Source organism: Ancylobacter sp. G4_0304 (genome assembly GCF_047501495.1).
In the GTDB taxonomy this organism is placed as follows: domain Bacteria; phylum Pseudomonadota; class Alphaproteobacteria; order Rhizobiales; family Xanthobacteraceae; genus Ancylobacter.
Genome location: NZ_JAZDRM010000031.1, coordinates 13,617 through 32,985, shown reverse-complemented (window position 1 = coordinate 32,985; position 19,369 = coordinate 13,617). Strand labels below are relative to the sequence as shown.

General features: G+C 68.0%; 15 protein-coding genes. 10 read left to right on the top strand and 5 right to left on the bottom strand.

All coding sequences use genetic code 11. The features are described from left to right. Window positions 1-34 precede the first annotated feature (34 nt). Window positions 35-577: a hypothetical protein gene (locus VRZ77_RS16715; protein ID WP_414593742.1), complete on the top strand. Its 543-nt coding sequence runs from the start codon at window positions 35-37 to the stop codon at window positions 575-577. Window positions 578-599: 22 nt separating this feature from the next. On the opposite strand, the gene VRZ77_RS16710 is transcribed toward VRZ77_RS16715, so the two are convergent. Further along, entirely contained in the window at window positions 600-1,559 is a 960-nt protein-coding gene (locus VRZ77_RS16710; protein WP_414593741.1) for an alpha/beta hydrolase, read from the bottom strand. A gap of 140 nt (window positions 1,560-1,699) precedes the next feature. Here VRZ77_RS16710 and VRZ77_RS16705 point away from each other — a divergent pair, with 140 nt between their 5' ends. Together VRZ77_RS16705 and VRZ77_RS16700 are read left to right on the top strand one after the other, a co-directional pair. Beyond that, window positions 1,700-2,164 (top strand): secondary thiamine-phosphate synthase enzyme YjbQ, encoded by a 465-nt coding sequence (locus tag VRZ77_RS16705; protein WP_414593740.1) that lies wholly within the window; start codon window positions 1,700-1,702, stop codon window positions 2,162-2,164. A gap of 164 nt (window positions 2,165-2,328) precedes the next feature. After that, the gene (locus tag VRZ77_RS16700; protein ID WP_414593739.1) at window positions 2,329-2,997 is read left to right on the top strand and encodes a LuxR C-terminal-related transcriptional regulator; all 669 of its coding nucleotides are present in this window, start codon (window positions 2,329-2,331) and stop codon (window positions 2,995-2,997) included. A 609-nt stretch (window positions 2,998-3,606) separates the two neighbouring features. Here the strand turns inward: VRZ77_RS16700 and VRZ77_RS16695 are convergent. Together VRZ77_RS16695 and VRZ77_RS16690 are read right to left on the bottom strand one after the other, a co-directional pair. Further along, window positions 3,607-4,341 (bottom strand): hypothetical protein, encoded by a 735-nt coding sequence (locus tag VRZ77_RS16695; RefSeq protein ID WP_414593738.1) that lies wholly within the window; start codon window positions 4,339-4,341, stop codon window positions 3,607-3,609. Between the two features lie 100 nt (window positions 4,342-4,441). Further along, window positions 4,442-4,615, bottom strand: coding sequence for a hypothetical protein (locus VRZ77_RS16690; RefSeq protein WP_414593737.1), 174 nt, complete (start codon window positions 4,613-4,615; stop codon window positions 4,442-4,444). A gap of 314 nt (window positions 4,616-4,929) precedes the next feature. Between VRZ77_RS16690 and VRZ77_RS16685 the strand changes: the two genes are divergently transcribed. Continuing rightward, window positions 4,930-5,442, top strand: coding sequence for a L,D-transpeptidase (locus tag VRZ77_RS16685; protein ID WP_414593736.1), 513 nt, complete (start codon window positions 4,930-4,932; stop codon window positions 5,440-5,442). A gap of 27 nt (window positions 5,443-5,469) precedes the next feature. On the opposite strand, the gene VRZ77_RS16680 is transcribed toward VRZ77_RS16685, so the two are convergent. Next, a complete protein-coding gene (locus tag VRZ77_RS16680) occupies window positions 5,470-9,015 on the bottom strand; it encodes a NahK/ErcS family hybrid sensor histidine kinase/response regulator (protein ID WP_414593735.1) in 3,546 nt (1,181 codons plus the stop codon). Between the two features lie 151 nt (window positions 9,016-9,166). Here VRZ77_RS16680 and mscL point away from each other — a divergent pair, with 151 nt between their 5' ends. The 3 genes from mscL to rfbC are packed head-to-tail and all read left to right on the top strand — an operon-like array spanning window position 9,167 to window position 10,658. After that, on the top strand, window positions 9,167-9,595 hold the full coding sequence (gene mscL / locus VRZ77_RS16675) for a large conductance mechanosensitive channel protein MscL (protein ID WP_414593734.1): 429 nt from the start codon (window positions 9,167-9,169) through the stop codon (window positions 9,593-9,595). Between the two features lie 22 nt (window positions 9,596-9,617). Beyond that, window positions 9,618-10,058, top strand: coding sequence for a GtrA family protein (locus VRZ77_RS16670; RefSeq protein WP_414593733.1), 441 nt, complete (start codon window positions 9,618-9,620; stop codon window positions 10,056-10,058). Window positions 10,059-10,097: 39 nt separating this feature from the next. Continuing rightward, window positions 10,098-10,658: a dTDP-4-dehydrorhamnose 3,5-epimerase gene (rfbC, locus tag VRZ77_RS16665; RefSeq protein ID WP_414593732.1), complete on the top strand. Its 561-nt coding sequence runs from the start codon at window positions 10,098-10,100 to the stop codon at window positions 10,656-10,658. An 18-nt stretch (window positions 10,659-10,676) separates the two neighbouring features. Here the strand turns inward: rfbC and VRZ77_RS16660 are convergent, their stop codons facing one another. Further along, on the bottom strand, window positions 10,677-12,794 hold the full coding sequence (locus VRZ77_RS16660; RefSeq protein ID WP_414593731.1) for a glycosyltransferase: 2,118 nt from the start codon (window positions 12,792-12,794) through the stop codon (window positions 10,677-10,679). A 229-nt stretch (window positions 12,795-13,023) separates the two neighbouring features. On the opposite strand from VRZ77_RS16660, the gene VRZ77_RS16655 reads away from it, so the two are divergent. From VRZ77_RS16655 to VRZ77_RS16645, 3 genes are all read left to right on the top strand, one after another. Further along, the gene (locus tag VRZ77_RS16655) at window positions 13,024-13,956 is read left to right on the top strand and encodes a glycosyltransferase family 2 protein (RefSeq protein WP_414593730.1); all 933 of its coding nucleotides are present in this window, start codon (window positions 13,024-13,026) and stop codon (window positions 13,954-13,956) included. Between the two features lie 99 nt (window positions 13,957-14,055). Continuing rightward, entirely contained in the window at window positions 14,056-17,544 is a 3,489-nt protein-coding gene (locus VRZ77_RS16650; RefSeq protein WP_414593729.1) for a glycosyltransferase, read from the top strand. Further along, a complete protein-coding gene (locus VRZ77_RS16645) occupies window positions 17,520-19,229 on the top strand; it encodes a hypothetical protein (protein WP_414593728.1) in 1,710 nt (569 codons plus the stop codon). Before VRZ77_RS16650 ends, VRZ77_RS16645 begins: the two co-directional genes overlap by 25 nt. Window positions 19,230-19,369 lie beyond the last annotated feature (140 nt).

Here is a 19,369-nt window from a genome sequence, read left to right as displayed (position 1 = left end):
GCGGGCGGCGCCTCTCCTGCCGGGAGGGCCGCCGATGACCTCGAATCTCGTACATCTTGCCATCACGCGCGCCGCTTGCCTGGGCGTCGGCCTGGTGCTGTCGGTGGCCGGTGCCTCGGCCCAGGACAGGGTAGAGGCCGCGCCGCAAGCGGATGGGCGCTTCACGATTCAGCCGGTCGACGGCGGCATTCTCAAGCTCGACACGCGCAGCGGCGCGATGTCGTTCTGCCGCGCGCGCGGCGCTCCCGCCGGCGCGACCTCCTGGGTGTGCGAGGCGGTTCCCGAGGATCGCGCGGCGCTGGAAGCCGAGATCGCGCGCCTGCACGCCCGCATCGCGACGCTGGAACAGCAGGCCGTGCCCGACATCATGGCGCCACCGGCGCCGGTGCCCGGCACGCCGCCCGGCAGTGCGCCAACCCCTCCGCCGCAAGCCGGCAAGCCGATCCCGGAAGAGGAGCGGACCCGGCTGCGCGAGGCGATGGATCAGGCGATCGACATGGCGGAATATGCCTTCCGCCGCTTTCGGGACATGGTGGACCGGCTGCGCAGCGAGCCGCCGCAGGGCGAACGGCTCTGAACCAGGCGTATCGGCGTCGGCCTCATGCGGCGGAGATGAAGCCGTGAATGCGCGCCAGCGCAGCGTCGGCCAGCGTGCCGGGGAAGCCGATGAACACATGGCAGCCGCCGGGGAATATCTCGAGTTCGGCGCGGTTGCCCGCCGCCAGCCAGCGTGGCGCCATGAACAGCGTGTCGTCCAGTAGCGCATCGCGGGTGCCGACCGTGAACAGCGCGGGCGGCAGGCCGGACAGATCGCCATGGAGCGGGGAAATGTCCGGCGTCGCCACATCGCCGCCCTCGCGCAGATAGTGGCCGACGAAGACGTTGATGTCGCGGGTGTTCAGCACCAGCGGCTCGTCGCCCCATTGCCGCGCGCTCGGCGTCAGGCCGAGGTCGTAGCAGCCGGCGTGCAGGCTGGCGGCGCGGAACGGGGTGAGACCGTGGCGGTCGCGCAGCCGCAGCAGGGTGGAGACCGCGAGATTGCCGCCCGCCGATTCCCCACCAATGGCGAAGCGATCGGTGCCGAACTGTGCCGGCCCCTCCCGCACCAGCCACAGCGCGGCGGCCTCGCAATCGTCCGGTCCGGCCGGGTAGGGGTGCTCGGGCGCGAGGCGGTAATCGACCGAGACCACGGCAAAGCCGGTGCGCTCGACGAAACGGTGGTTGAGTCCGTCATTCTCGCGGGCCGATCCCAGCGTCCAGCCGCCGCCGTGAAAGTGCAGATAGACGCCCTTCGGCGCCTCGGGGCTGAGGATGCGCAGCGGTACCGGGCCATGCGGGCCGTCGATCTCGATCACCTGCGCCAGCGGGCTTTCAGGGGCGAGCGGGAACGGGCCCTTGCCCTCCAGCCGCAGCTTGCGCAAAACCGCCATCGGGTAGATCCAGCGGTCCGGCACCGCGCCGAGCGCCTTGACGATGCCGGCATTGATGGCGCGGGTGTCGGGAGCGATGGCGGCGGGATCGAACAGGGCGGGGTCGAGCTTGAGCACGGCGGCGGACATGGCAGGTTCCGGCAAATGTCAGGGAAGGAGCGGCTGTCGCCAGGAAGGCGCGCAGCGCGGCGGGCACCAGCGGGTGAGCATGGCCTATCCAAGACCAGCCATGGCCATTCGTCCAGCACCCAGAGATAGGGAAACACGCGATGAGCCTGCTACGTTATGACGATCTGCGCGAGACGGCGGTGACGCGGCGGGTGACCGCGCGCCTTGTGGTCGACACGCGCGGGCGCGGATTTACCGAGCTCACGCGGGAGGTTGCGGGCTTCCTGGAGCGGATCGGCGCCGGCGATGGCGAGGTTTCGCTGTTCTGCCGCCACACCTCGGCGTCGCTCACCATTCAGGAGAATGCGGACCCAGATGTCCGCGTCGACCTGCTGACCGCGCTCGACCGGCTGGCGCCGGAGGACGCGGGCTGGGTGCACGACATGGAAGGCCCGGACGACATGCCGGCCCATGTGAAGGCGGTGCTGACCGGCATCAGCGTCACTGTCCCGGTGATCGCGGGGCGCATGGCGCTCGGCACCTGGCAGGGCATTTACCTTGTCGAGCACCGGGCGCGGCCGCATCGGCGCGAATTGGTGGTGGCGTTTGTCGGAGATCGTAACTAAAGGTCGTCATGTGACAATCATGCGCGGTGGCGGCCGCGACGAACGGCGCTTGCGTGTGGTGGTCGGGCGAACCAAGATCTGCGCGCGCAAATGCGACGAAGGGCGTATAGGTAGGGGCGAGGCATGGGTCATATGCCCGCGCCGGTGGAAGGGGCCGCTGCAAGGTGGACACGACGACGAGTTTCCGGCTGGCCATCGCCGATGATCACCCGCTGTTCCGGGGCGCGCTGCGTGAAGCGGTGCTACGTCAGTTTCCGGCGGTCGAATTGTTCGAGGCGGGCGGCTTCGAGGACCTTCAGGCCCTGCTGGAGCGCGAGGCCGACATCGATCTCGTGTTGCTGGACCTGACCATGCCCGGCGTGCGCGGCTTTTCCGGCCTGATGTATCTGCGCGCGCAATATCCCGGCATTCCGGTGGTGGTGGTCTCGGCCAATGAAGAGGCCGGGGTGATCCGCCACTGCATGGAGTTCGGCGCGTCCGGCTTTATCCCGAAGACCAGCGCGGTCGACACCATGCGCGAGGCGGTGGCCGCCGTTCTGGAAGGCCGGGTGTGGACCCCGCCGGATATCGACCTTTCCACCGATGGCGACCGCGAGACCAAGGCGCTGGTGGCGCGGCTCGCGACGCTAACCCCGCAACAGGTGCGGGTGCTGATGATGCTGTCGGAAGGGCTGCTGAACAAGCAGATCGCCTATGAGCTCGGGGTTTCCGAGGCGACGGTGAAGGCGCATGTCTCGGCAATCCTGCAGAAGCTGGGCGTGGAGAGCCGCACCCAGGCGGTTATCGCCGCGTCCAAGATCGAAGGCGGCACCTGGGCGCAGACCGCGAACTGAGTGGCGCCGGCACCCGCGTCATTCATCAACCGCGCCGGTGTCGCGGCGGCGCCTGCGGTTGCGTACTGGATGTCAGGGCCTCGTGGGGAGCGCCGAACCCGAGCCTGCGCACCGAGCCCCGAGGCTTTCCCGATCGCCGCCAGGACTGAACGAACGCGGATCGGTACGCCCCGCGCCGGCGATGGCCTCGGCCGACAGCGCAAGCGCCTTGCCGCTTTTCGGAGCGCTATCTCCTTCATGGGACCGACGCCGGACGTGCTCCGGCCTCGTTCCGGAGGCCGTCCAATCCCTCCTCGCGGCCGCTCCCTGTGGAGAGTGGCCGGGCAGGAGCGCGTGCCTCTTTCATCACGGATCATCAACAGGCGTGTCGGCATCGGCGCCGTCGATTGTCTCGTCGTGCCTGCCTGCCTTATATTGCAGGCGCGGAAGGACGGCCGGTCGCCGCTGGCGCCAGCTCGCCGTGTCACCCTGCTTGCAGATGGCAAAAGGTTCGGCGGCGAACGGGCAGATGTAAGCGCGTTCGCCAGGCCGGTCGGCCGATCATGCCGTTTGAGCATAAGGGCAGCCGACGCCGGGCCGGGCGCCTCTCCGGGAAGCGCGGCCTGCCCGTCAGTCTTCGGACGGTGCTAGGTGCGCCGTCTGCACGCCGTTATTCATCTTCTTGAGCTCGTTGACATATTCCTCGGGCACCAGCAGGTGCGAGGGCGTCTTCAGGCCCATATAGGTGGCGATCTGGCCAATGAACCAGGTGCAGTTGGTGGTGCCCGCGTTCCAGAACGGCGTGGTGTCCTGAAGTTTGCGTATATAGGCGAAGACCTTCTGCGCATCCTCGGCGGAGAGGTAGACGCGGTAATTCGCCGTCAGATATTCTTCATCGAGATCGCCATAGCTCGCGCCGGTCTCGGACTTCACCCACATCACGTGGCCGAGAATATAGGGCACGACGCTGTCGGTGGCCGGATGAAGACCGGCGACGTCCACCTCGCGCTGCGTCGACTTGCCGAACCAGGTGAAGGCATGGCCGTAGGACGCGGCGGTACGGGCACGGAAATCGACGTAATAGGGGCCGGGCACGATGTCGCCATTGGGGCTCATCAGTTCCGGATCCGGCGGCCGCGGCGCCACCAGAGGCAACTGGGCTGCCGTTCGCCGCGAGGCGGCCGTGCCGTTCTGCTGCATCTTGGCGGCGGTCGCCTGTTGCGACGTACCTCCGGCGCCCTGCGTCGATGCGCTGGCGGACAGGCCCGGCACAGCAAGGAAACAGATGGCGCTCAACGCAACAGCAAAAAGGTCGCGCATTCCCGCCTCCGGAGAGACTTTCATGGCAACACCCCGTCCAGTCATCAGGAATAATCTACCGGCTTAATTCGGCCTTCGCGGCAGACGGGTGGCCCGCTGCCGCGAAGGCCGGAAACGGATGCCGTATCCGGTTCCGAAAGGCTTATCAGCCCTTGGTGACGATCGGCTCGGGAGCCTTGCCAACCGGAGCCTTGCCGATCGGGGCCTTGCCGATCGGAGCAGCTTCGGCCGGAACCGGCTGGGGCTGGGGCAGGTCGGCGGCCAGAGCGGCGCCGATCATGGCCAGGGAGGACGAGATCACAAGAAACGACTTCAGCATTGGTATTCCCCTAATAGGCTCCGGCCCAACGATCCCCGCCAGCCGGCTCACCGAACTATTCCACGGCACAATATGCATACATGGTGCCGCCATCTGTGCAATTGCGCGCGCCGCAAACTTGCAACCAGACATTGGGTTTTTTTGTGATGTGGCAAAAATGGCGCGCGTTATGGGGTTTCCGCCTGCCTCATGGCACTTGGGTATTGCCTCCATCCCCGTCCTTGGACGAAATCGACGGGCGCCATGGCCGTCGCGGCCAGGCCGCCTGAAGACCCTCCGGGAATCGCCGCGCCTTGTCCTCGACGGGAAGAACCATGTCACGCCGCCGCCTGTTCTGCGTTTCCGCCCTGCTCGCCACGCTCGCCGCCGTCGCGCCGGGCCATGCCCGCGAGACCGTGCCGTTCAAGGATGACGGCCTGCGCCCTGGCACGATCGTGGTGAAGACCAAGGAGCGCAAGCTCTATCTGCTGGTCGGCGACGGCAAGGCGATCCGCTATCCGGTCGCGGTCGGCCGCCGCGGCAAGCAGTGGAACGGCGCGGTGCGGATCGACGCGAAATATGTCGAGCCGGCCTGGTCGCCGCCCGAGGAGGTGCGCCGCGACAATCCCAAGCTGCCCGACGTGATCCCCGGCGGCACGCCGGAAAATCCGATGGGCGCGCGCGCGATGACGCTTTCGGGCGGCGGGCAATACGCGATCCACGGCACCAATGCGCCGAAGTCGATCGGCACCTTCGCCTCCTATGGCTGCGTGCGCATGCATAATGACGACATCATCGACCTCTACGCCCGCGTGCGGGTCGGCACCGCCGTGGTGATGGATCCCTGACAGGGACTCCTTAAGGCGAGCCGCCGCCTATTCCGCGGCGATCCGCATTGCGCGCCACTGCGCCAGCAACGCCCGCAGCGCCGCGGGGCGCACCGGCTTGTTCAGCACCTCCATCTCGGTCTCGCGCGCAGTGTCGCGCACCCGGCGCGAGCGGTCGGCGGTGATCAGCGCGGCGGGCAGCGACTGGCCGAGCTTCCAGCGCAGATGCTTGGTGGCTTCGATGCCGTCATTGTCGTCGAGGTGGTAGTCGATCAGCAGCGCGTCCGGCCGCAGCCGCTTCTCGCGCAGCGTCGCCAGCGCCTCGCCCACTTCGGACGCCTTGATCACGCGGCAGCCCCAGCCGGTCAGCAGCGTCTCCATGCCGTCCAGAATGGCGGGGTCGTTGTCGATGCACAGCACGTTCAGCCCGGTCAGGGTCCCGGCCGGCGCGGCGGCGGGCGGGGATTGGCGCTCCAGCGCCGGGATCGGCGGGGCGGAGGGCACGTCGACCATGAACATGGTGCCGCGCCCGGGCGTCGAGACCAGCTGGAGCGGATGATCGAGCACCCGCGACAGGCGCTCCACGATGGACAGGCCGAGCCCGAGCCCGCGCGCGGCCTTGGCGCCCTGGTCCAGCCGCTGGAATTCCTTGAAGATCAGCTTCTGCTTGGAGGGCGGCACGCCGAGGCCGGTGTCCAGCACCTCGACCCGCGCCCGCCCGCGCCGGTGCCGCACGCCGATCAGTACCCGGCCCTGCGGCGTGTATTTGATGGCGTTGGAGACGAGGTTCTGCAGCAGCCGGCGCAGCAGCCGGCGGTCGGAACGCACGGCGGCGCTGGTCGGCACGAAGGTGAGGCGCAGGCCCTTCTCCTTGGCCAGCGGCGCGAATTCCAGCTCAAGCTGGCGGAAGATCTCGTCGAGCCGGAATGGGGCGATCTCCGGCTTCATCGCGCCGGCGTCGAGGCGGGAAATGTCGAGCAGCGCGCCGAGAATCTCCTCCACCGCTTCCAGCGAGGCGTCGACATTATGCGCCAGCCGGCCTTCCTCGCCCCGGCTGTCGCGCTCGACGAGGCTGGTGGCGTAGAGCCGGGCGGCGTTGAGCGGCTGGAGAATGTCGTGGCTGGCGGCGGCGAGAAAGCGGGTCTTGGAGATGTTGGCCTCGTCCGCGGCCGCCTTGGCCTGGGCGAGCTGGGCGTTCAGGTTTTCCAGCGCCTTGGTGCGCTCCTTCACGCGGCGCTCCAGCGTCTCGTTGGCGCGCTCCAGCGCCTCGGCGGCCTCCACCGTCGCGGTGATGTCGGTGAAGGTCACCACCACGCCGCCATCGGGCATGGTGTTGACGCGCACCTCCATCACCACGCCGCGCGGTGATAGCCGCTCCTGGAAGGTGACGTTGCGCCGGGCGTAGCGGCTGAGCTTTTCGCGGACGATCTCCTCGACCGGGCCGGGGCCGAACAGGCCGCTCACCGCGTTGAAGCGCAATATGTGGTCAATGCCGACGCCGATCCGCACCAGCTCGGAGGGCAGGTCGAGCATGTCGCCGAACTGGCGGTTCCAGCAGATCAGCCGCAGGTCGCGGTCGAACACCGCAATGCCCTGGCGAACATGGTCGAGCGCGGTCTGGAGGATTTCGCGGTTGTACTGGATGGCGGCGGAAGCATCGTCCAGCAGCTTCAGCGCCGCCTTGGTGGAGACGGTGCGCTTGCGCAGCATCAGCGACAGCACGAGGCGCGAGGAGGCGGCGCCGATCGCGGAGGCGAGCAGGTGCTCGGCATAGCGGATGAGCTGGAAATCCGCCTCGCGGCTCGGCTCCAGCGAAAGCCCGCGCATCGCCGCCACGCTTTCGAACGAGGCGCGGGTACGGTCCTCGCCGAGATAGCGCGCCACCGTCCCAATGAGCTCGCCCACCGTGACCGGTGAGCGCCACAGCCGGAACGAGGGCGCGGAGGCCGAGCGGTCCGCCTCCACGAACACGCTGGCCTGGAGGCGCTCGATCGGCGCGGGCTGGCGCATCAGCGAGACCGCGATGAACACGATGAAGTTGATCGACAGGCTCCACGCCACGCCATGGGTCAGCGGCGAGGCGCCGAGCCCGAACAGCGATTGCGGGCGCAGCCAGCTCACCGCGAACGGCCCTTCCGCAAGCAGGCCATGGGTGAACAGGCCGGATTCGACCAGGCTCGGCAGCAGCAGCGTATAGGCCCAGACCATGACGCCCGCCGCGATGCCGGCAATGGCGCCGAGCGCGGTGCCGCGTCGCCAGACAAGGCCCAGCAGCAGGGCCGGGCCGAACTGGGCGACGGCGGCGAAGGAGAGCAGGCCGATCTGCGCGAGCTGCGCCTCGCCGGTGACGCGGTAATACAGATAGGCCAGCAGCAGGATCGCGAAGATCGCGATGCGCCGCACGGTGAGCAGCATGTAGCCCATGTCGCGCGGGGGCGAGGCGGTGCCGTCATGGGCCGTTCCGCCGTCATCCGTTCCGGTGCGCCGGCCGCGCACCATCAGCGGCATGAAGATGTCGTTCGACACCATCACCGCCAGCGCGATGGTCTCGACGATAACCATGGCGGTCGCCGCCGACAGCCCGCCGACAAAGGCGATGAGCGCGATGGACTTGGCCCCGACCGAGAGCGGCAGGGCCAGCACATACATGTCGCCGTCGATGAAGCCCGGCGGAAAGGCGACGAGGCCGGCAATGGCGATCGGCACGACGAAGACGTTTATCAGCACCAGATAGAGCGGGAACAGCCAGGAGGCGGTGCGGATTTCCCGCTCCGAGGTATTCTCCACCACGGCGACGTGGAACTGCCGCGGCAGCAAAATGATGGCGAGCGAGGACAGCACCGTCATCGCCAGCCAGTCGCCGAGCGAGAAGCCGTCGGTGAGCACCGGCAGCACGCCCTTTTCCTCGGCCTGCGCCAGGAGGTCCCCCGGCCCGGCGAACATGATGAAGGTCACGAACAGGCCGACGACGAGGAAGCTGACCAGCTTGACGATCGACTCGGTCGCCACCGCCAGCACCAGCCCTTCCTGATGCTCGGTGGCGTCGATGTGGCGGGTGCCGAACAGAACGGCGAACACCGCCATCGCCACGGCGACCAGCAAGGCCAGGTCGCCGATGACCGGATAATGCAGGCCGAGCCCCTCGAAATCGCCGAGCATCGCCACCAGCGAGCCCGACACCGCCTTGAGCTGCAGGGCGATGTAGGGCAGCGAGCCGATGATCGCGACCAGCGCCACCAGCGCGGCGACGCCCTGGCTCTTGCCATAGCGCGCGGCGATGAAGTCGGCGATGGAGGTGATGTTCTGGGCTTTGGCGAGGCGCACCATTCTGAGCAGGAACGGCGCGCCGAAGGCGAAGACCAGCATCGGGCCGATATAGATGGTGAGGAAGTTGAGCCCCTGCGTGGTGGCAAGGCCGACCGAGCCGAAGAAGGTCCACGAGGTGCAGTAGACCGCGAGCGAGAGCGCGTAGATATAGGGCCGGCCCTGCCCCTTGGGCGCGCGCGGCAGGCGGCTGTCGCCGAAGCTCGCCACGGCGAACAGGAAGCCGATATAGACCAGGGCGACGGCGATGATGACCCAGGCCTGAAGCATGGGGTCTCCGAACGGAACTGCGACCGTGCTACTTATGCGCTCGCGCGTGCCTCATCGGCAAGCGGGCGGCTTTTGCCAAAGACCGCTTGCCGGCACCGGACGCGCACGACAGACTCCGCGCGAGGGTCGGCGAATCGCAAGGGGATGTGCCATGTCCAAGGTCTTGAACGAGTTCCGCGAATTTGCCGTGAAGGGCAATGTCGTCGACCTCGCGGTCGGTGTCATCATCGGCGCGGCCTTCGGCCGGATCGTCGAATCGGTGGTGTCCGACCTGTTCATGCCCATCGTCGGCGCGGTGCTCGGTGGGCTCGACTTCTCGAACTATTTCGTCGGCCTGTCCTCCAACGTCACCGCCACCTCGCTGGCGGCGGCGCGCGAGCAGGGCGCGGTGTTCGCCTATGGCAACTTTCTCACCATCGTCATCAACTTCCTGATCGTGGCGTGGATCCTGTTCCTCGTGGTCAAGGGCATCAACCGGCTGCGCCGCAAGGCGGCCGAGCAGCCCGCTCCTCCGGCCCCGCCGACCAAGGAAGAGGTGCTGCTGACCGAAATACGCGATCTTCTGGCCAGGAAGGCGTGAGATCGCGCCGAAGGACATGAACGTGTCCTTGCCGAGCGGTTTGCGGCAGTTCGCGCGGCGCCACGGCAGGCTGGCGCGCCAGTTCTTCGTGTTCGGCGTGGTCGGCGGCATTTCCGCCATAGCGCATTTCAGCGTGCTTGCGCTGCTGGTGGAGACCGGCATGGCGGGTCCGGTCGCCGGATCGGCGGCCGGCTTCGTCGTCGCCGCTACCATGTCCTATGCGATGAATCGGGCCTTCACCTTCAACGCCACGCGCGGCCATGCCGAGGCGGCGTGGCGCTTCGCGGTGGTCGCCACGGCGGGCTTCGTGCTGAACGCCGTGCTGATGGAGCTGTTTGCGGCCCGGCTGGGCATCTACTACCTTCTCGCCCAGCTTCTCACCACGCTGATCGTGATGGTGTCGAATTTCCTCGGCTATCGTCTCTGGGCGTTCGCGCATACGGACGCGCCGCATGAACGGTGACGGCGCGGCCGGCCCTTTTCCCTGAAGAAGTTGGAACGCATGACCACCTTTACGCGCCTCGCCATTCCCGATGTCGTGCTTGTGGAGCCACGGCGCTTCGGCGATGCGCGCGGCTATTTCTGCGAAACCTACAAGAAGTCGGCCTTCGATGCGTTCGGCCTCGATCTCAGCTTCGTGCAGGACAATGAATCGCTGTCGCGCGTGGTGGGCGTGGTGCGTGGGCTGCATTTCCAGACGCCGCCCTTCGCGCAGGCCAAGCTGGTGCGGGCTGTGCGCGGCGCGATCTTCGACGTTGCGGTCGATATCAGGAAGGGCTCGTCAAGCTACGGCGCATGGGTGGGCGCGACGCTTTCCGGCGAGAACGGCCACCAGCTGCTGGTGCCGCGCGGCTTCGCCCATGGCTTCTGCACGCTGGAGCCCGATACCATCGTCGCCTACAAGGTCGACGCGCCCTATTCGCAGCCCCATGACGCCGGCATTCTGTGGAACGATCCGGCGCTGGCCATCGAGTGGCCGGTCGCGGCCGAGGCCGTCACCTTGTCGGACAAGGACCTCGCGCTGCCGCTTCTGGCGGATTATCCCACGCCCTTCGCGCTGTAATCGTCGGCAACGGGGCGGTCAGATCGCGTCGGTGCGCGGGGCGAGGCTCCCGCGCGGGGCGGGGGCGTTCAGCGCATATTCGTTGTCGCGCTCCAAATTCGGACTGAAATGCGGATCGGTGCGCGTCGGCATCTCCCACAGCTCCTCGAAGCGTGCGCGCTCGGCGAGCCGGTTCGGCCGTTCCTTTCCGGTCGCGTGGCCGCGGGAGGCGGATTCGTGGTGGATGAGCCGCGCGAACGGGGTGAACACCACTTCAAAGCCGGCGCGGCGGGCGCGCAGGCAGAGATCGACATCGTTGCATTCCTCGGCGAAGCGCGCCTCGTCGAGCGGGCCGGCGGCATCGAGGCAGTCGCGCCGGATCATCAGGCAGGCGCCGGTGACGGCGGACAGGTTCTGCCGGACCAGCAGGCGCTCCCGATAGCCCGGCGCATCGGCACCGGCATGGGGAAACCAGTGGCTGCCCGCCCCGCTGCGCAGGCCGATGATGAAGCCGGCATGCTGGAGGCTTCGGTCGGGATAGAGCAGCTTGGCGCCGACGATGCCGGTCGCCGGCAGGCTGGCCAGCGCCACCATCTCGCCGAGCCAGCTGGGCTCGACGATCTCCATGTCGTTGTTGAGCAACAGCAAAAGATCGCCGCGCGAGGCCGCGATGCCGGCATTGCACAGGCGGGAAAAATTGAAGTCGCCGTCATCGCGCACGATCCGGGTCGCCGGCCACAGTCGCGCCGCCTCCTCGAACAGCGCGAAGGTCGCGGGTTCGACCGAGCCGTTGTCGACGATCACCAGCTCGAAAGGACGATAGGCCGTCGCCGCGATCAGGGTGCGCAGCGTGGTGCCGAGCAGGCCGGCGCGGTCGCGGGTCGGGATGATGATCGAGACCAGAGGCGCGGGTTCGGGCAGCGGGTAGAGGGGGCGCAGATGGCGCCCGTTCGCGCTGGTCTCCACCGGCACGGAAAGCCTTTGTGACAGCGCCCCTGCCGCCAGCCGCGCCGTCGCCTCGTCCGCGAAGCCGGGCGCCCGCGCCGGACCGGACCAGGCAACGCGCGGCACATGCCGGATCGCGGCGGGCGGCAGGCCGTCGAGATAGCGCAGCGTGAGATCATAGAGCGCCGCGCCACCGAATTCCGGGCGCAGCGGGAAGGCGCGCAGCCGCTCCGCCCGCATTACGCGGAGAGAGCCGACATAGTCCATGGCCTGCAGCAGGTGCCGGTTGAAGGCCGGCTTGAACACAGGGGCCTCGGGCTGGCCGAAGCGGTCGAGCCCTTCTTCGTCCGTGTAAAGAAAATCGCAGTCGGGGTGATCGGCGACGGCCGCGCGGATCAGCGCCACCGCGTCGCGCGTCGGCGTGCCGTCGGCGTCGAGCGGCACGGCGAGGCCCTCGCCGATACCCGCGAGCGCCGCCGCCAATGCCTCGGCCTCGCTGACGCCCGCCGTTGCAACCAGTTCGCCATGTGGCCCGACCGCCGCCTTCAGCGCCGCGCCCTCGCGCGCGAGCCGCGCCTCGGGCACGCCGACGCGCCAGCGGAACTGCCGATCGGTCTGCCGGGCGAGCGCCGCCGCACAGGCCGCGAGCCGTTCGAGCGAAATCGTCGCCGCACCGCTCGCGAAATGCACGGTCGTCGCGCCGTCCGCCGGTGCCGCCGGGGCAAAGGTTCCGACATGCTGCTGGCGGAAGCGCTTATAGGCCGGCAGGCCCATGAGCGCGGCGGCGGGGGAGGCCCAGATGACGCGCTTCAGTTCGCGGCGCATCAGCCGGGCTACGCGGTTCGCCCCCTTGAAGCCGCCGGGCGTGCGCTGGCGCAGCGCCGCGAGCAGGAGCCGCCAATGTTCCAGCGGATAGTAGCCGAGCCTAGCCGCCCCCGCGCCCGTCCCGTTGAGCACGAGGCCTGCGGCGTCCGGCGGCAGAAGCACGCCTTCGAGCCGCCCCGGGGCCAGTATCTGCGCGCACAGGGGCTTTCCGGTCTCGTCCACGATATCGAGCCGCTGCGGGCCATCGGCCTCGACCAATGTCAGCACCGCCGGCAGCGGCCGGGGGCCGGGGCGCAGGCGACGCGGAAGCGGCAGCTCCTGCCGGTCTGCCGTGCGGCGCGAGGCGGAAAGAGGCAGGGGGGAAATCGTGCTCGCGCTTATGAACATTCCAGGACGACTGAACAGTGTATCGGGCCAGAGGCCGGTTCGAGGCGGGCGATCAGCAGAGCGCAGCGTTGCTGATGTCTCGTGTGTACATGCCCCGTGTGTATTAGAACCAGCATAGATTGACAGGTGAAACCGCAAAATCGGACAAGACACCCGTCATCCGTCACCCGCGAGACGATGCGCGCGGGGCAGACCTCCGAAACGGTTTCCGAAGGATCGCAAGCCTGCCATGTCGACGCCGATCAACATCGCCGTCCTGGTGCCATGCCACAATGAGGCTTTGAGCATCCGTGCCGTGGTCGAGGACTTTCGCGCCGCTCTGCCGGGTGCGACGGTCTATGTCTATGACAACAATTCCACAGACGACACCCTCCGCATCGCCGCCGATGCCGGCGCGGTGATCCGGCAGGAGCGGCGGCAGGGCAAGGGCCATGTGGTGCGCCGGATGTTCGCCGACATCGAGGCCGACGTGTACGTGCTGGTCGATGGCGACGACACCTATGACGCCAGCGTGGCACCGGAAATGGTTCGCCGGGTGGTGGAGCGCAATTGCGACATGGTGAACTGCGCCCGCGAGGCGGTGGCGGACGAGGCGTTCCGGCGCGGCCACCGGTTCGGCAACTGGATGCTCACCTTCCTGGTCAGCCAGATTTTCGGGCGCCAGAACAACGACATGCTGTCGGGCTACAAGGCTCTGTCGCGGCGCATGGTGAAGTCGTTCCCGGTCAAGAGCGAGGGATTCGAGATCGAGACCGAACTGCTGGTGCACAGCCTCGAACTCGGCCTGCCGATCGACGAAATCTCCGCGCCCTATCGCGAGCGCGGCGCGGGCTCGCATAGCAAGCTCAACACCTATCGCGATGGGCTGCGCATCCTGCGCCTCATCAGCCACCTCATTCGCGAGGAGCGCCCGCTTCCCTTCTTCTCGGCCATTGCCGGTCTGCTGCTGGCGGCGGCGCTGGTGCTGGGCGTGCCGGTCTTCATCGAGTTCGAGCGCACCGGGCTGGTGCCGCGCCTGCCGACCGCCGTGCTGGCGACCGGTCTGGTGCTCTCCGGCTTCCTGTCCTTAACCATCGGCCTGGTGCTGGACGGGGTGGCGCGCGGACGGCGCGAGAACAAGCTGCTCGCCTATCTGACGCAGCCCGCGCCGCGCCGGGAGTGAACGTGGCGACCGTTGAATTGCAATTCCCGGTTAGTTTGACTACCAGCAACACGACGCACGGGAATTGGCGAAAGCTGATTCAGGGGGAGCCGGGCAGGCATGGCAGAAGATAGGACGGCAGGGCGCGCCGGTGCCAAGCCGGGCGCCGCCATCCGGCGCAAGAAGAAAAAACCGGGATTTCTGCGACGCCTGCTGGCCATGCCGTTCCTTCATTCCGACGGACGGCCGAGGAAGTGGCTGTACCGGCTGCTGTTCCACCGGAACGGCGCACCCTGTCGGCGCACCCGTTTTCTGGTGCAGAACAGGGCGGGCCGCCCGCGCATCTGGTTCCGCCGCTGGCTCGACGAACTCACCCGCAAGCGCCTTCTGGCCTCGGGCGGTCTCGATGTTCCGATCCTCTGGTTCTTCATGGGCGACACGCTGGACTGGCTGTCCTCGCATGAGCATGTGACCGGCGTCGGCCGTGTGACCACCGAGCTGTTCATCGGCGGTCTGGACGGGGCGCGTCCGCCGCTGTGGTATCCCGCCGTCGCCGGCGGCTCGGGCGTGCGCGCCTGGCGTCCGCCCGGTGCGGACCGGAAGCGCAAGGGAAAGGTCAAGGCCGCCGTTGACAATGCACGCCCCGCCAACGCCGCGCTGCGCGCGTTGCTTGACCGCGTGCCGTCGCCTCATGTCGAGCCCAAGGCGGGCGATCATGTCCTGTTCACCGGCGTGGTGTGGAACGCCCATTATGTGAACCTGTTCCGCAAGATCACCGGTGAGGGCCTGACCTTCAGCGTGCTGGTGCACGACATCATCCCCATCCTCGACCCGTCGCTGAGCGAGCCGCGTGCTCTCGCCGAGTTCACCGAATGGCTCGACGTGGTGATGTCGAAGGCGCAGATGGTGTTCGTGTCCTGCGCGAGCGTGCGCGCGGATATCGAGCAATGGTGCGCGGCGCGCGGCATTGAGCGCCGGGCGCCGATCGTGGTCATCCCCTTCGGGCCGAGCCTCGCACCGGCGGCCGCCGGACGGACGGAGCTGCGCGACGGCATAGCCGCGCCCTATGTGCTCTCGGTCGGCACCATCGACCGGCGCAAGAACCAGGTCTTCCTGTGCCGTGTCTGGCGGCGGCTGCTGGACGAGAAGGGCGGCGCCCAACTGCCCATGCTGGTTCTGGTCGGGAGGGACGATCTTGATCTGGCGCGTTCCGCCGATGTTGCGGCGCTGCGGGCGGCCGGGCGCATCGCGCTGCTGAGCGACGTGAACGACGACGAGCTGGACCGGCTGTATCGCGACTGCCTGTTCACCGCGTTCCCCTCGACCATGGAGGGTTACGGCCTGCCGGTGGCGGACAGTCTCGCCTATGGCAAGCTGCCGGTGACCTCGGACCTTGCCCCGATCCGCGATTATGCCGGCGATCTTCCGTTCTATTTCGATCCGCGCGACGAGGACGGTGCGACCCGCGTGTTCCGCCGGGCGATCGAGAATGGCGAGGAGCGGGCCGCCGCCGAGCAGCGCATCGCTGCGTGGCGGCCGGGGAGCTGGAGCGCGGCGGCGGATGCGCTTTATCGCCCGCTCATGCTCGCCCTTGCCGCCCGCGCCGGCGCCGACAAGCTGCTGCCGGGCCTGCGCCACGGTCTCACGCAAGCGCAGCTCCACGAGCGGGCGCGGCCCTGGTGCAGCCCGACGCCGGACGTCTCGATCCTGGTGATCAACTGGAACGCCGCGGCGATGACGCGGCTGTGCATCGAGCATATCTGGGCCCACACTCAGGGCCTGACCTATGAAATCCTGATCGCCGACAATGGCAGCCGGCGCAGCGATCTGGCGCTGCTCAGCGATGTCGGCCCCGGCGTGCGGCTTTATCCGCTCGGGGTGAACCGCTTCTTCGGCGAGGCCAACAACATCATTGCCGAGAAGGCGCGCGGGCGCCTGCTGTGCCTGCTCAATAATGACGTGTTCGTCTCGCCGGGCTGGCTGGAGACGCTGGTACGCGAGTTGGAAGGCAATCCGGACATCGGCGCCGCCGGCCCGGTGTTCCTTTTCCCGGACAATACGGTTCAGGAAGCCGGCGGCAGGCTCGGACCTTCCGGCATTCCCGACCGCCAGCTTCGCGGGGAGCCGGCGGAGGCGATCGCGGGCCATGTGTCGCAGGATGTCGACTATATTTCCGCGGCCGGGCTGGTGATGCGCCGGGAAACGTTCTTCGAGGCCGGCGGTTTCGATCTCGCCTTCGAGCCGGCCTATTACGAAGACACCGACCTGTGCTTCAAGCTCGCCGCGCTTGGCCTGCGCGTCCGGCTTTGCCCGTCGGTGACGGTGGTGCATCTGGAAGGCTATTCCATCAACGAGGAGGCATTGCCCTCGCAGAGCAAGAAGGCGCTCGGCGACCTCAACCGCGCCAAGTTCCTCGCACGCTGGGGCGCCTATCTCGAAGCGCGCGATCCGGCGGAACTGGCAAAGGCGCGGGCGCGATTCATGCCGCGCCCCGCCGGGCCGGCCGGCCGTCACGCGCGCCGGGCGCTGCTCTACACAGCCTACAACCTCACGCCGGGCGGGGGTGAGCGCTATCTGCTGACGATCGCCGCCGCGCTGACCGCCGATCACGAGGTGACGCTGGCGACACCCCATCCCTATTCCCGGTTGCGGCTGAACGAGCTCGGCACCCTGTTCGGGCTTGACCTGTCGGCCTGCCGCCTCGTCACCGAGCCCGAACTGGAGGCGCAGGCGCCGTTCGACGTGATGGTGACGATGGGCAATTTCGTGCTGCCGCCCATAGGCGGGCTGGCGGCGCGCAATTTCTACCATTGCCAGTTCCCGTTCCGCCCCGGAAAGGGCGAGCGGTTCGATCCCGAGACCCTGGCGAACTACGAGGCGTTCATCGTCAATTCGGGCTTCACCCGCGCGGCGGTGGAATCGCAGCTCTACCAGCGCGCATTGCCCGACCGGCCGGTCCATGTGGCCTATCCTCCGGTGCCGCATTATCGCGGCGACGCCGACGCCAAGAAGCCGATCATTCTCAATGTCGGGCGTTTCTTCGTCGGCGGGCACGCCAAGCGGCAGGATCGGCTGATCGAGGCATTTCGCGTGCTGCGTCAGCGCGTGGGCGGCGAGGTGGAACTGCATCTGGCGGGCTCGTCCACCCCCGGCGCCGAGCATATGGACTATCTGCGCGAGCTGCAGGATCTGGCCGACGGCCTGCCGGTGGTGTTCCACGTCAATTGCTCGACCGAGGAACTGGACGCGCTGTATCGCGATGCGGCGATTTACTGGCACGGCACCGGGCTCGGCGCCGATCTCGTCGGTCGCCCGGAACTCGCCGAGCATTTCGGCATCGCCATCGTCGAGGCCATGTCCGCGCAGTGCGTCGCCTTCGCGCTGAAGGCCGGCGGTGCGCCCGAGATCATCCATGACGGGGTGGACGGCTTCCTCTACGAGGACGAGGCCGAGCTGGTGGTGCGAACGGCGGAGCTGCTGTCCGGGCCGGTGGAGACGCGTGTGGCGATCGGTCGCCGCGCCGGGGACCGGGCGGCGGCATTCGCGCCGGAACGGTTTACGAGCCGTATCAGGGAGCTGGTCTCATGGTCGCCCGCGAGCCGGGATTAGCCGCGCTCGGCGATCGCCTGGAGCACGGGCTCGCCATAGTGAGCCGTCCGCCCTGTCCGGCCGCGCTCCATCCGCTGCGCGACCGGCTGGCGCAGCACGGCCTCCTGCTGGTGTTCGCGCTGTTCGTGGTGTTCTTCGGCGTAGCGGGCTTTATGCTCGGGGGCGACGGCACGCCGGATCTGCGCATCTATCACCGCTATAACGGCTTCGCGGCGGTCACCGGCGGGCGCCCGCAGGACATCGCGCCCGCGCAGCTCCAGAGCTTCTTCTATCCCGGGCTCGACGCGCTGTATTTCCGGCTGACCGACGCGCTTAATGCCTGGCCGCGCCTGCTCTCGGTGCTGATGGCGCTGCCCTATGCGCCGGCGGCCTTCCTGATCTTTCTCGCCGGACGGCTGACCCTTCCCGACGACTGGCCGCGACGCGACGGGCTGGCGGCGGCCGGGGCGCTGTTCGGCATCACCGGGGCGGCGGCGTTTTCCACCCTCGGCACCACGATGAGCGAGATCGTGCCGGGCCTGCCCTTTCTCGCCGGTCTGGCGCTATGGCTGTCGGGTGTCGCGCGTCCGGGCAGGGCGGGCAGCGGCGGCTTCGCGAGGATCGCGGCGGCGGGCCTGCTGTGCGGGGTGACCGTCGGGCTGAAGCTGACCACGGTGCCGCTGTTTGTCGGCCTGTTCCTCGCGGTGTTCCTGTCGGAGCTGCCGCGCGGAAGGCGCGCCATTGCCGCGGCCGTCGTGTTCGGCGCCTGCGGCGTGCTGGCGACGCTGGTCGTGGCGGGTCCATTCTGGTGGAGCAACTACCAGCTCACCGGCAATCCGGTGTTTCCCGCCTACAACGACATCTTCCGCTCCGACTGGGTGGGGCCGGGGCGCTGGACTGACGAGCGCTTCAAGCCGCAGGACTGGCCTTCGATCCTGCTCTATCCGGCGAGCTGGGCATTCCGGCTGTCGAACCGGGCCATCGAAATCCACATGCGCGACCCGCGCATGCTGATGCTGCTGGCGGCGGTGGCGTTGATCGCACTGAAATTCGTCGTCGCCGGTCGTGAGGCCTGGCGCGAGCCGAGCACGCGGCGGGCCGGTCTGGTGGCGGTGTTCCTGTTCGTCGCCTTCGTGCTGTGGCAGGTCCAGTTCTCGATCTACCGCTATCTGTCGCTGATCGAGAGCTATTCGGGAATCGTCATCGTCGCGGCCGCGCTGATGTGGGGGGAGCGGCGCTACGCTTTCATCGTCGGCTGGCTGCTGATCTGCCTCGGCGCCTATGCCGTCAAGGCCACCTCCTACCCCTGGTGGAGCCGGTCGCTGCCGGCACCCCATGCCTATGAGGCCTCGCTGCCGGCGGTGCCGGACGGCGCGCTGGTGGTCTTCCTCGACACATCAGCTCTGTCGCATGTCATTCCCGGTCTTCCGCCAGGCGTTCGCGTCATTACGTCCAATAGCAACCTGGTGCGGCCCGGCGATCCCGGAACGCTCTCTCGCCGGATCGACGCGACGATCCGGGACTTTCAGGGGCCGATCTGGGGATTCGAGAACACACGCGACTTTCCCGGCGTGGCCGACGCGACGCTGGCCTATCACCACCTGCGCCGGACGTCGGATTGCGCGCCGATTCGCACGAATGTCGATGAGGCTCCTCATCGCGGCTGCCGGCTGGAGCGGGTGGCGGAGCCCGCATCAACGCCCTGAGACGACCGCGCGCCGTGCTGGTGCGCCTGCCTTGTGCGTAATTCTTCGCCAGCGCCGAAAGCCTTGGTGCAGGCCGGAATTGCCGAGGTTTGCGGCTTGACCTTGCATGGTTAACTGTTCGATATGAAATCGGGGTCGAG